10 protein-coding genes are annotated in these 12,329 nt (G+C 58.6%); 4 read left to right on the plus strand and 6 right to left on the minus strand.

The window, feature by feature from the left end; genetic code table 11:
• Positions 1–15: 15 nt before the first annotated feature.
• Together qseB and qseC are read left to right on the plus strand one after the other, a co-directional pair.
• Positions 16–678, plus strand: coding sequence for a quorum sensing response regulator transcription factor QseB (qseB, locus tag M2406_RS24390; protein WP_012146692.1), 663 nt, complete (start codon positions 16–18; stop codon positions 676–678).
• Positions 675–2,033 carry a quorum sensing histidine kinase QseC gene (qseC, locus tag M2406_RS24395; RefSeq protein ID WP_012146691.1) on the plus strand — a complete coding sequence of 453 codons (1,359 nt, stop codon included), beginning with the start codon at positions 675–677 and terminating at the stop codon, positions 2,031–2,033. The genes qseB and qseC overlap by 4 nt, the downstream gene beginning before the upstream one ends.
• 26 nt (positions 2,034–2,059) lie before the next feature.
• Here qseC and folK read toward each other — a convergent pair whose 3' ends face one another.
• From folK to thpR, 6 genes are all read right to left on the minus strand, one after another.
• A complete protein-coding gene (gene folK, locus M2406_RS24400; protein WP_017893931.1) occupies positions 2,060–2,560 on the minus strand; it encodes a 2-amino-4-hydroxy-6-hydroxymethyldihydropteridine diphosphokinase in 501 nt (166 codons plus the stop codon).
• A complete protein-coding gene (pcnB, locus tag M2406_RS24405) occupies positions 2,560–4,110 on the minus strand; it encodes a polynucleotide adenylyltransferase PcnB (RefSeq protein WP_071593043.1) in 1,551 nt (516 codons plus the stop codon). The genes folK and pcnB overlap by 1 nt, the downstream gene beginning before the upstream one ends.
• 61 nt (positions 4,111–4,171) lie before the next feature.
• Positions 4,172–5,083 carry a tRNA glutamyl-Q(34) synthetase GluQRS gene (gene gluQRS, locus M2406_RS24410; protein WP_259191740.1) on the minus strand — a complete coding sequence of 304 codons (912 nt, stop codon included), beginning with the start codon at positions 5,081–5,083 and terminating at the stop codon, positions 4,172–4,174.
• A gap of 71 nt (positions 5,084–5,154) precedes the next feature.
• Positions 5,155–5,610, minus strand: coding sequence for an RNA polymerase-binding protein DksA (gene dksA / locus M2406_RS24415; protein WP_012146687.1), 456 nt, complete (start codon positions 5,608–5,610; stop codon positions 5,155–5,157).
• A gap of 183 nt (positions 5,611–5,793) precedes the next feature.
• The gene (gene sfsA / locus M2406_RS24420; RefSeq protein WP_017893929.1) at positions 5,794–6,501 is read right to left on the minus strand and encodes a DNA/RNA nuclease SfsA; all 708 of its coding nucleotides are present in this window, start codon (positions 6,499–6,501) and stop codon (positions 5,794–5,796) included.
• Positions 6,498–7,040 (minus strand): RNA 2',3'-cyclic phosphodiesterase, encoded by a 543-nt coding sequence (thpR, locus tag M2406_RS24425; protein WP_259191741.1) that lies wholly within the window; start codon positions 7,038–7,040, stop codon positions 6,498–6,500. Before thpR ends, sfsA begins: the two co-directional genes overlap by 4 nt.
• A 79-nt stretch (positions 7,041–7,119) precedes the next feature.
• On the opposite strand from thpR, the gene hrpB reads away from it, so the two are divergent.
• Positions 7,120–9,558: an ATP-dependent helicase HrpB gene (gene hrpB / locus M2406_RS24430; protein ID WP_259191742.1), complete on the plus strand. Its 2,439-nt coding sequence runs from the start codon at positions 7,120–7,122 to the stop codon at positions 9,556–9,558.
• A 99-nt stretch (positions 9,559–9,657) separates the two neighbouring features.
• Complete coding sequence (mrcB, locus tag M2406_RS24435) at positions 9,658–12,171, plus strand: bifunctional glycosyl transferase/transpeptidase (protein ID WP_259191743.1); 2,514 nt, start codon at positions 9,658–9,660, stop codon at positions 12,169–12,171.
• Positions 12,172–12,329: the final 158 nt, after the last annotated feature.

Genomic DNA, 12,329 nt, shown 5'->3' on the forward strand with positions numbered 1-12,329 from the left:
TAAAAAAGGACGCACATGCGAATTCTGCTGATAGAAGATGACAAGTTAATCGGCGACGGTATCAAGGCCGGGCTGACCAGGTTGGGCTTTAATCTGGACTGGTTTACCGATGGACTGGTCGGCAAAAATGCGCTGGAAAGCGCGCCTTACGATGCGGTGATCCTCGACTTGAGCCTGCCGGGCCTCGATGGCCTGGATCTGTTGCGTCAGTGGCGGCAGGCCGGCCATGACGTGCCGGTGCTGATCCTGACCGCGCGTGATGCACTGGAGCAACGGGTGAGCGGTCTGCAAAGCGGCGCCGATGATTACCTGTGCAAACCTTTTGCCCTGACGGAGGTTGCGGCGCGCCTGCAGGCCTTGATTCGCCGTCGTCACGGCCAACTGATGCCGCAACTGGTCCATGGCAATGTGGTGTTCGATACCGCAACCCGCAGCGTGAGCTGTAACGGTGAGCCAGTCACGCTGACCCCGCGTGAATTGGCGGTGCTGGAGCTGTTTTTGCATAACAAGGGGCGGGTATTGGCACGGCCGCTGATCCAGGAAAAACTGTACAACTGGGACGACGAAGTCAGCAGCAACGCGGTGGAGGTGCATATCCATCATCTGCGGCGCAAGCTGGGTAACGGGTTTATCCGCACCATACACGGCGTGGGTTATACGCTGGGGGACAACGCGTGAAACATCTTAGTTTGCGGCTGCGGCTGATCCTGATTTTCAGCCTGCTGGCGTTATTGACCTGGTGCGCTGCCAGCCTGGTGGCCTGGAAGATGAGCCGCAATACCATCAACGAAGTCTTCGATACCCAGCAGATGCTGTTTGCCAAACGGCTGGCAACCGCCAATCTGGGCGATCTGTTGGCAGACGAGAGCGTGCGCAGCCTGCCGAAAACCAAAAAACTGGTGCATCACGGCAAGCGTGGCGAGCAGGATGATGATGCGCTGGCGTTCGCCATCTTCGACCGCAGCGGCAAGATGCTGCTCAACGACGGGGAGAACGGGGCAGATTTCCGTTTTGACGGTGACCGTGAAGGTTTCACCGACGGAGAACGTAAGGGCGATGACGACAGTTGGCGGTTGCTGTGGCTGACCAGCCCGGATGGCCGTTATCGCATCGTGGTGGGGCAGGAGTGGGATTATCGCCGGGATATGGCGCTGGGCATGGTAACCGGGCAACTGGTGCCGTGGCTGGTGACGCTGCCGATACTGATGCTGCTGATTGCGCTGATGGTCGGGCGCGAGCTGCGGCCATTACGCACCGTCGCTGCCGGGCTGCGTAAACGCGCACCGGACGATGCCACGCCGCTGGATGCCGGTCAGGTACCGACCGAAGTCCGGCCATTGGTCGATGCGCTTAATGCTCTGTTTGCCCGAATCAATGCGCTGTTGGTGCGTGAACGCCGTTTTACTTCTGACGCCGCCCACGAACTGCGTAGCCCATTGGCGGCGCTGCGGGTGCAAACGGAAGTGGTACAACTGGCCGGTGATGACGAGCAGATGCGTGAGCATGCGCTGGGTAATCTGACGGTAGGTATCGATCGCGCCACCCGGTTGGTGGATCAACTGCTGACGCTGTCGCGGTTGGATTCCCTGTCAGACCTCGCCGAGCTGGAAGCTGCCGACTGGAGCCAACTGGTACCGATGACGTTGGCCGAGCAGGATCGCCATGCTCATGCGGCCGGCGTCACGCTACGTTACGAACAGCAGGGGATGCCACCACCGTTACAGGGGCAAGCGTTGCTGCTGTCGCTGCTGGTGCGCAACCTGGTGGATAATGCGGTGCGTTACACCCCGACGGGCGGTACGGTCACGGTGAGGCTGACAGAGCGTCTGTTGACGGTGGTAGACGATGGCCCGGGCGTGACGACGGAACATCTGGCGCGGTTGGGGGAGCGTTTTTATCGTCCACCGGGTCAGGAACAGACCGGTAGCGGGTTGGGGTTGTCAATTGTGCAACGCATTGCCGGTTTACACGGGCTGCGGGTTAGCTTCGCCAATCGGCCTGAAGGGGGCTTTGTTGCTCAGGTAGCGCTGTAGGGGCGTTCTGTATATCCTGCGCCGACTTAGGCTTTTTGCCTGGGTTGGTGCCAGAGCTCCATGCCGTTTTGCGGTACGCGCTTCAGGCAGCTGACCAGCGATTCGCCGTCCGGGAAGACTAACTCGGGGGCGATTTCTGCCAACGGATAGAGCATAAACTCACGCTCTTTCAGACCGTAGTGCGGCACCGTCAGGCGATCGGTATGGATCACTTGTTCGCCATACAGCATGATATCCAGATCGAGGGTGCGTGGGCCCCAGCGCTCATCTTTGCGCACGCGGCCCTGATTGCGTTCAATCGCCTGGGTGTGATCGAGTAACTGTTCGGCGGGCAGCAAGGTATCCAGTGCCACCACCGCATTGAGAAAGTCCGGCTGGTTCTGCGGCCCCAGCGGCTTGGTGCGGTAAAACGAAGAACAGACGATCAACCGGGTGCGCGGGAGATGCTCCAGCGCTTCCAGTGCGGCTTTCACCTGCTGTAGCGGGTGCGCCAGGTTGCTGCCCAGCGCGATATAAACGCGGATCATTATTCTCCTTCTTTACGCGGCGTCCGACGGCGAGGGCGGCGCTGACGCGCACGGCGCGGTGCCGGATCGTCACCCAAAGTACTTAACATGGTTTTCTGTCGTGCCGGTGTGGCTTCCTGGAACTCGCCCCACCATTCGGTCAGACGCAGCATCTCCTGGTTTTCTTCTACTTCGGCACGCAGCGCCAGCAAATCGTAAGCGGCGCGGAATTTCGGATGTTCCATCAGCTTGTGCGCACGCTTGCCCTGACGGCGGGACAGACGCAGCTGCAACTGCCAGATATCGCGAACCAGCGTGGTGATGCGTTTTGGAATGGCCAGCGAACGACACTGCTCGTCCAACACATCATTCATCGCCAGCGCGAAGGCGTCGTAGTAAGCCAGCCCACTTTCCTGCGCCAGTTTCTGCGCATGTTCCAGCAGCGGATACCAAAGCATAGCAGCAAACAGGAACGCCGGATTGACGCGCATGTTGTTTTGCAGACGGTAGTCGGTGTTCTTCAGCACCTGCGCCAGAATACGCTCCATTGGCGTGTCCTGACCCGGCGTGAAGTGACGTGCAATCTGCGGGAACAGCGGCTGGAACAGCTGGTATTCACAGAGTTTCAGATAGGTCGGGTAACCGTAGCCTGCCTGCAGCAGCTTGAGTGATTCCTCAAACAGACGCGCCGGCGGGATCTCATGCAGCAAGGACGCCAGACGCGGGATTGGCTCGGCGGTTTCATCGCTGATGGTCATGTCCAGCTTGGCGGCAAAGCGCACCGCGCGCAGCATACGCACCGGGTCTTCACGATAACGGGTTTCCGGATCGCCAATCAGACGGATCACGCCCTGTTTAAGATCGCGCAGGCCATCGACGTAATCACGCAGGGTGAAGTCCGCTACGCCGTAATACAGGCTGTTGATGGTGAAGTCGCGGCGCTGGGCATCTTCTTCGATCGAACCAAAGATGTTGTCGCGCAGCAGCATGCCGTTTTGGGCCTGCTGGGAAGAATTTTTGTCAGACTCCGGCGTTTGCTGCTCGTGGTGACCACGGAAGGTGGCAACCTCAATGATTTCCGGCCCGAACATCACGTGGGCCAGGCGGAAGCGGCGGCCAACCAGACGGCAGTTGCGGAACAGCTTGCGCACTTGCTCCGGCGTCGCGTTGGTGGTGATGTCGAAATCTTTCGGTTTTTTGCCCAGCAGCAGGTCGCGTACGCCGCCACCGACCAGATAGGCTTCGAAGCCGGATTTGTTCAGGCGATACAGTACCTTCAGCGCATTCTCACTGATGTCTTTACGTGAGATGGAATGCTGGTCGCGTGGGATCACGGTCATTGAGCCGGTTCCCTCTGCGGCAGGAAAAGGGGGGCGTTTACGCGGTGCCGGCCGGCGGGCAGGGCTTTCTCTGCCGCGTTCGACGGAACGTCGCTGCGGCGCGGCTGGCTGTTCCGCCACCACGCTTTCTTCGCGGACTACGTTTTTATCGCTGACCGGCGCATCGTCGCGCGGTTGCTTGTCATCGCGGATTAGCACCTTACGGCAGAAATTGGCTACTCGGGTAAAAATGGTACACCTCGATAGTGTCTGATAAAAATGGCGCTAACAATAAATAGCGGCTAATCATAGCTCACCATGGCTCTTTTGAGAATGCCGATGTGTTTTCGTCCAGGGAAATAGCCTCCCGGCGTGGCACATCCTCCAGCTTCCAGTGAGCGACTGCCCAGCTCAATAATAACGACAGGTCAAGATCTTGCCAGCTTTCCGGCAGCGGTTGACGCAGAAATTTCAGTGCGGCCACCAGTATCGGCCGTGGATCGCCGTCGGGGAGAGCGGGCGCATGGTTTTGCTTCGACAGTTTGCTGCCGTTAGCGCCCAGCGCCAGCGGCAGATGTACATAGGTGGGTACCGGCGCCTGCAACTGGTGGTACAGCGCTATCTGGCGCACCGTGGGTTCAATCAGGTCGGCACCACGCACAATTTCGGTAACGCCCTGAAAATGGTCGTCCACCACCACCGCCAGATTATAGGCGAACAGCCCATCGCGTCGGCGGATGATAAAGTCTTCCCGTGCCAGCGCTGGGTCGGCCTGCAACTCGCCCTGCAGGCGGTCATGAAAGGCGTAAACCGGGGTGGACTGGCGTAAGCGAATGGCGGCACCCTGCGGGCCAAGATTCAAATGACGACAGTGGCCGTCATACAGACCGCCTAGCTGCTGGATACGGCTGCGGGTGCAGTTGCAGCAATAGCTGAGCCCCTGCTGATGCAGTAGATCCAAAGTAGCGCGGTAGGCTTCATGACGTTGGGATTGATAGATGACCTGGCCGTCCCAGAGGAGACCATAGTGTTCCAGAGCGGATAAGATACGATCGGCCGCACCGGCGACTTCGCGCGGGGGATCGATATCTTCAATGCGAACCAGCCACTGCCCGCGTTGGGCACGAGCCTGGAGGTAGCTTCCCAGAGCGGCAATCAGCGAACCAAAATGCAGGCTTCCGGAAGGCGATGGGGCAAAGCGCCCCACATATTGTCTTTCTTGCATATCAGAGGGGAAACTTTCCCTTTTCTCTGTGCGGCGCACGCAGAACGCACGCCGCAGCGGTAACAACTGTATTAGCCTGCCATCTGCTTTTCGCGGATTTCGGCCAGAGTCTTGCAGTCGATGCACAAATCAGCAGTCGGACGCGCTTCAAGGCGACGAATGCCGATCTCCACGCCGCAGGATTCGCAGTAGCCGAAATCTTCGTCTTCTACTTTCTTCAGCGTTTTCTCGATCTTTTTAATCAGTTTGCGTTCGCGGTCGCGGTTACGCAGTTCAAGACTGAACTCTTCTTCCTGAGTGGCACGGTCGGCCGGATCAGGGAAGTTGGCTGCCTCTTCCTGCATATGAGATACAGTACGATCCACTTCATCCCTGAGCTGGTTGCGCCATGCTTCAAGAATGCGCTTGAAATGCGACAACTGGGCGTCGTTCATGTACTCTTCGCCCGGCTTCTCTTGGTACGGCTCCACCCCAGCGATGGCGAGAATGCTCAAGGACGAGGTTTTACGGGTTTGCCCTTCTTGCATGTTGCTTCTCCTACATACACACGCACTATCGAATCCCCAATGTGGGGGAAAAACAGGCCGCTATAAATAACAGATGGGAAGTAGGTTGGCAATTATTCCTGTCGCCTGCTTGACAATGGTGTGAAGGAAGGCGTATTTGGCGACGCGTTAACCGGTTGTCGAATTATTGGTGCCCGGTCAGTGCTAATCGATAAAAAACGGTAACTTATCGCAGAGATATATACCGTCAGGTGATAATTTAGCCCCATAGCAAACCACTTCTACGCCCAACTGCTGAACCTGTGCCAACAGTGTCGCATAACGCTCATCTATATGATGTGCCGGTGCGACCTGCTCAATACCGCTATGTAACACAGCAAAGAACAATACCGCCCGTTGCCCGCTTTCAACCACGCTTAGCAACTCACGTAAGTGCTTCTGTCCTCTGAGCGTTACCGCATCAGGGAAGTAACCACGTTGTTGTTGCAATAATGTGACTGACTTAACTTCAATATAGCAGTTAGCGCGATCTTCTGCCTGTAATAACAAATCGATACGACTGCTTTCGCTGCCATATTTTACTTCGCTGCTTATTTTACTGTAACCGGATAATTCATTGATTAGATTCTGTTCGATCGCCTCACGTACCAGGGTGTTGGCTCGCAGGGTGTTCACGCAGATCCAGTCCCCCTGTTGGGTATGCGTCAGTTCCCAGCTGTGGGCATATTTACGTTTGGGGTTATCCGAGGTGGAATACCAGACGGTATCGCCAGGCGTGGCACAGCCGGTCATGGCACCGGTATTGGCGCAGTGCAGGGTGAAGGTTTCCCCTTCCGGGGTAATGACGTCCGCCAGAAAGCGTTTGTAACGTTTAATCAGCGTGGCGTGGCGCAACGGTGGCGAAAAAATCATGGCGTATCCTGATGGGCTAAAGACCATTGCTCAAGCATCTGATAACGCGTGCGGCCGTTTTCAAACACTGACTGGTACAGGGCGAATTCGTTAGCGCTGAAGTTCCAGCCCGGCGTAGCGGGCGGTACGGCGACCGGCTGCGTTGCACTGCGCAGCAGGGTGATATGCGGATGAAACGGCATGGGGTTTTGATAGCAGCCGCTGCGGGCCGCCTGCGATCGCAACAGCTCCGCCAACTGCAATAGCCCACGCGGCGCACGGCGGGTGCCGAGCCAAACCACGCCGGGACGCGGCCAGTGGCCGAGGTCATCGAGCACCATGCTGAAACCGGGCTGGCTGATACGGGCGGCCAGCTTTTTCAATGCGGATTCTTTTTGCGACGAAACGTCACCAAGAAAGGCCAGCGTCAGATGTAAATTGGCTGCCGCGACCGGCCGGCCGACTTCCGGCGCGAAGGCTTCGGCGCGCCAGCGGATCACCTGTTGCTGCAGCGCATCAGGCAAGGTCAGGGCGAAAAACAGGCGGCGCGAGCTGGACATAGGTTCCCGGCAAGTAATGAAAGGCGGAGTCTAATGCTACAATGTGCGCCGTCCAATGTTAACCACTACGGAGAGTTCTGTGTCTTCACTGCCCGTCAGCGCGGTTCTTGATGAATTACTTACTGCGCTGCAATCCGCCCCGCAGGTATTGCTGCATGCGCCGACCGGTGCCGGTAAATCCACCTGGCTGCCATTACAGATCCTGGCCAGAGCCGGGCTGCCGGGGCAAATTATCATGCTCGAACCACGGCGATTGGCGGCGAAAAACGTGGCTTATAGGTTGGCACAGCAACTGGGAGAAGAGCCTGGCCAGACGGTGGGTTACCGCATGCGCGCCGAAAGCAAAAGCGGGCCGAATACCCGATTGATCGTTGTTACCGAAGGTATTCTTACCCGCATGCTGCAGCAGGACGCCGAACTGCAGGGCGTCTCGTTGGTGATCCTCGACGAATTCCATGAACGTAGCCTGCAGGCCGATCTGGCATTGGCGCTGCTGCTGGACGTACAGCAGGGGCTGCGTGACGATCTAAAGCTGCTGATCATGTCGGCGACGCTGGATAACGCCCGCCTGTCGCAGTTGCTGCCGCAGGCCCCAGTGGTGGTCTCTGAAGGCCGCAGTTTCCCGGTTGAACGCCAGTATCAGCCGTTGGCCAGCCATCAGCGGCTGGAGGATGGCGTGGCCGCGGCGGTCAAACGCCTGCTGTCGGAACAGACAGGATCGCTGTTGCTGTTCCTGCCGGGCGTAGCGGAAATCAACCGGGTGCTGGAGCGGTTGAACGGTGAGGTGGCGGCGGATACCGAACTATGCCCGCTGTACGGTGCCTTGCCGTTGGCACAGCAACAGAAAGCGATTCAACCGGCCCCCGCCGGGCGACGCAAAGTGGTGCTGGCGACCAACATCGCCGAAACCAGCCTGACCATCGAAGGTATCCGGCTGGTGGTAGACAGCGGCCTGGAGCGAGTGGCGCGTTATGACGTGCGTAACGGTCTCACGCGGCTGATCACACAACGTATCAGTCAGGCGTCAATGATCCAGCGTGCAGGCCGTGCCGGGCGTCTGGAGCCGGGTATCTGCTGGCATCTGTTTGCCAAAGAGCAGGCAGAACGGGCGGCAGAGCATGCCGAACCGGAAATTCTGCAAAGCGATCTCGCCGGTTTTTGGCTTGAGTTGCTGCAATGGGGCTGTCATGACGTCGGGCAACTGACCTGGCTCGACAGGCCACCGGAAACGGCGCTGGCGGCAGCCCGCAGGCTGTTGCAGCGGCTGGGGGCCATTGATGACGGCGATAAACTCACCTCGCGCGGCCGGCAGATGGCCAAACTGGGCTGTGAGCCACGGCTGGCGGCGATGCTGACCCATGGCGCGGATCTTGGAGCCGATGGGCTGGCAACGGCCGCCGCGCTGGCGGCGTTACTGGAAGAGCCTCCGCGCAGCGGACAAATGGATATTGGCTACTGGCTGAGCCGTCCGCAGCCGAACTGGCAACGCCGTGCCACCCAGCTTGCCCGACGTTTGCCAGGAAAAACCGGGCAGGTTGATGTCGAGATGGCACCGCGCCTGTTGGCGTTAGCCTTCACTGACCGCATCGCTCAACGGCGCGGTCAGGATGGCCGTTACCTGCTGGCCAACGGCATGGGGGCGGCGATGAATCAGGATGAGGCGTTATCGCGTGCGCCATGGCTGATCGTTCCTAGCCTGTTGCAAGGACATAACAGCCCCGATGCCCGCATCCTGCTGGCGCTGCCGGTTGAGATTGAGGCGCTGGCGGCACAGTTGCCGGCGATGGTTTCCCAGCAAACCGCCGTAGAGTGGGATGAGGAAAAAGGCACGCTGCGCGCCTGGAAACGCCAGCAGATTGGTCGCCTGACGCTGCGTGCGCAGCCGCTGGCCAAACCGGCTGCCGAAGAGCTGCAACTGGCGCTGCTCAATTGGGTACGTGCCCAGGGGGTAGCGGTGCTCAACTGGGACACCGCCGCCGAACAGTTGCGTGTGCGCCTGCAGTGCGCACTGAACTGGCTGCCGGAGGCTGACTGGCCACCGGTCGACGATGAGGCGTTGTTGGCATCACTGGAACAGTGGCTGCTGCCGTCGCTGAGTGGCGTACGTGACATGCGTGGGCTGAAACAGGTGAATATCGCCGAGGCGCTGGCGCGGTTACTGAATTGGCAGCAAAAGCAGCGACTGGATAATGCGTTACCCACTCATTACACTGTGCCGACCGGCAGCAGGCTGCCGATCCGCTATGATGCCGGCAAACCCCCGGCGCTGGCGGTGCGTTTACAGGAAGTGTTTGGTGAACAACGTAGCCCGATGCTGGCCGAAGGTCGCATCCCGGTGGTGCTTGAGTTACTCTCACCGGCGCACCGGCCGTTGCAAATCACCGGCGATCTGGCGGCGTTCTGGCAGGGCGCTTATCGGGAAGTGCAAAAAGAGATGAAAGGGCGTTACCCGAAGCACGTGTGGCCGGACGACCCGGCAAATACCGCTCCTACGCGGCGCACGAAAAAATATCAGTAAATGAATTCAGATGTTTCTTCTGTTCAGCGGCGTCACGCCACGACAGATTAAGCGACTTATAATGGCCGGCAGTGCCGCCAAGTCTGGAGATTAACAGCAATGGCTGGGGATGACCGCGAGCCCATCGGGCGCAAAGGGAAACAACCAACACGCACCGCGTCGCGCAAGCCGCCGCGCCGTCGTCGAGATGACGATTACGATGATTACGAGGAAGACGAGTACCAGGATGACGAAGATGATTATGAAGACGAGGAAGAACGCATGCCGCGTAAGGTAAAAGCGACTCCGCCGCGTAAAAAACGCCGCTGGCTCGGCCTGCTGATCAAACTGATTCTGGTGGTTGCCGTGCTGTTGGCAATCTACGGCGTTTATCTGGATTCGCAGATCCGCAGCCGCATTGACGGCAAGGTCTGGCAGTTACCGGCGGCGGTGTATGGCCGCATGGTCAACCTGGAACCGGGTATGCCGTACAGCAAAAAGGAAATGGTCGATCTGCTGCAGGGCATGCAATACCGTCAGGTTAGCCGCATGACCCGTCCGGGTGAATTTACCGTACAGGCCAACAGCATTGAGATGCTGCGCCGTCCATTTGACTTCCCGGACGGTAAAGAAGGCCAGATCCACGCCCGCCTGGATTTCCAGAACAACCGCCTGGCGAAAATCGAGAACATGGAAAACCAGCGCAGTTTCGGGTTCTTCCGCCTCGATCCGCGCCTGATTACCATGTTGCAGTCACCTAACGGTGAACAGCGTCTGTTCGTGCCGCGTGCCGGTTTCCCGGACCTGCTGGTGGACACGTTGATCGCCACCGAAGACCGTCACTTCTATGAACATGACGGCATCAGCCCATACTCCATCGGCCGTGCCGTGCTGGCCAACCTGACCGCCGGGCGTGCGGTGCAGGGCGGCAGTACCCTGACGCAGCAGCTGGTAAAAAACCTGTTCCTGACCAACGAACGCTCGCTGTGGCGTAAGGCCAACGAAGCCTATATGGCGTTGCTGGTGGATTACCGTTACAGCAAGGATCGTATCCTTGAGCTGTATCTGAACGAGGTTTACCTCGGCCAGAGCGGCAACGACCAGATCCGTGGTTTCCCGCTGGCCAGCCTGTATTACTTCGGTCGCCCGGTGGATGAACTGAGTCTGGATCAGCAGGCGCTGCTGGTTGGCATGGTTAAAGGGGCGTCGCTGTATAACCCTTGGCGTAACCCTAAACTGGCGCTGGAACGTCGTAACCTGGTACTGAAACTGTTACAGAACCAGGGGGTTATCGATGCCGAACTGTATAACATGCTCAGCGCCAGGCCGTTGGGCGTGCAGCCGAAAGGTGGGGTGATCACACCACAGCCGGCGTTTATGCAGATGGTGCGTCAGGAACTGCAAGCCAAGCTGGGCGACAAGGTTAACGATCTGTCCGGTGTGAAAATCTTCACCACGCTGGATCCGGTTTCGCAGGATGCGGCGGAAAAAGCAGTCGAAGACGGTATTCCGGCATTGAGGGCGGCTCGTCACGTGCAGGATCTGGAAGCGGCGATGGTGATTGTCGATCGTTTCAGCGGCGAAGTCCGCGCCATGGTCGGCGGTGCCAACCCGCAGTTCGCCGGGTTTAACCGTGCGATGCAGGCGCGCCGTTTGGTCGGTTCACTGGCCAAGCCACCCACTTACCTGACCGCGTTGTCCGAGCCGGATAAATACCGTCTGAATACCTGGCTGGCGGATCAGCCGTTGACGCTGAAACTGCAGAACGGCACCGTCTGGCAGCCGAACAACTATGACCGTAAGTTCCGTGGGCAGGTGATGTTGGTGGATGGCCTTGCCTTCTCACTCAACGTGCCGACGGTGAACCTGGGCATGGCGGTTGGGCTGGATCAAATCAGTGCCACGTTGCAACGTCTGGGCATTCCGAAAGCGGAAATCAATCCGGTACCTTCCATGCTGCTCGGCGCGATTGGCCTGACGCCGATGGAAGTGGCGCAGGAATACCAGACCATCGCCGGTGGCGGTAATCGTGCGACGTTGTCAGCGGTGCGCTCGGTGATCGCCGAAGACGGTTCGGTGCTGTACCAGAGCTTCCCGCAGGCGGAGCGCGTGGTGCCGGCACAGGCCGCTTATCTGACGCTGTACGCCATGCAACAGGGTGTCGCACGTGGGACTTCTCGCTCGTTGTCGGTGAAATTCCCCAACTACAATCTGGCGGCGAAAACCGGTACCACCAACGATCTGCGCGACAGCTGGTTTGCCGGTATTGATGGCAAGGAAGTGGCTATCGCCTGGGTGGGTCGTGATAACAACGGCCCGGCCAAACTGACCGGTGCCAACGGTGCGCTGACCCTGTATCGCCGCTATCTGGAAAACCAGACGCCGCTGCCGCTGATGCTGCAGCCGCCGGAAGGTATCAACCAGATGGGCATCGATTCAGGCGGTAACTTTGTCTGTGGCGGCGGCGGGCGCACCATTCCGGTGTGGACCGACAATCCGCAAGGATTGTGCCAGGCAAGTCAGGCAGCTCAACAGCAGCAGCAACAACAGCAACAGCAACAGCAGCAGGATGCGGGTGAGCAAAAAGATGCTGACGGCGTTGCCGGTTGGATCAAGGACATGTTCGGCAAGTAAGCATTGCTGAAACCTTCCCTAAAGGGCACAAATCTTTGTGCCCTTTTTCATGTTTATATCAAGATGTTGGCATTTTGTATTCCCTATTATCGGTGTCGATGAAGGGCGGTCACACCTGAGAATTAACCTTCAAAAGGTCTCGACGTCGCCTTCTCGCT

The organism is Serratia sp. BIGb0163, assembly GCF_024809935.1.
Lineage (GTDB): Bacteria > Pseudomonadota > Gammaproteobacteria > Enterobacterales > Enterobacteriaceae > Serratia > Serratia quinivorans.

Bases quoted from the DNA above. Each gene is read 5' to 3' on its own strand.
- dksA (WP_012146687.1), bottom strand. From the start codon at position 5,610: ATGCAAGAAGGGCAAACCCGTAAAACCTCGTCCTTGAGCATTCTCGCC.
- gluQRS (WP_259191740.1), bottom strand. From the start codon at position 5,083: ATGCAAGAAAGACAATATGTGGGGCGCTTTGCCCCATCGCCTTCCGGA.
- thpR (WP_259191741.1), bottom strand. From the start codon at position 7,040: ATGTCCAGCTCGCGCCGCCTGTTTTTCGCCCTGACCTTGCCTGATGCG.
- sfsA (WP_017893929.1), bottom strand. From the start codon at position 6,501: ATGATTTTTTCGCCACCGTTGCGCCACGCCACGCTGATTAAACGTTAC.
- mrcB (WP_259191743.1), top strand. From the start codon at position 9,658: ATGGCTGGGGATGACCGCGAGCCCATCGGGCGCAAAGGGAAACAACCA.
- qseB (WP_012146692.1), top strand. From the start codon at position 16: ATGCGAATTCTGCTGATAGAAGATGACAAGTTAATCGGCGACGGTATC.
- folK (WP_017893931.1), bottom strand. From the start codon at position 2,560: ATGATCCGCGTTTATATCGCGCTGGGCAGCAACCTGGCGCACCCGCTA.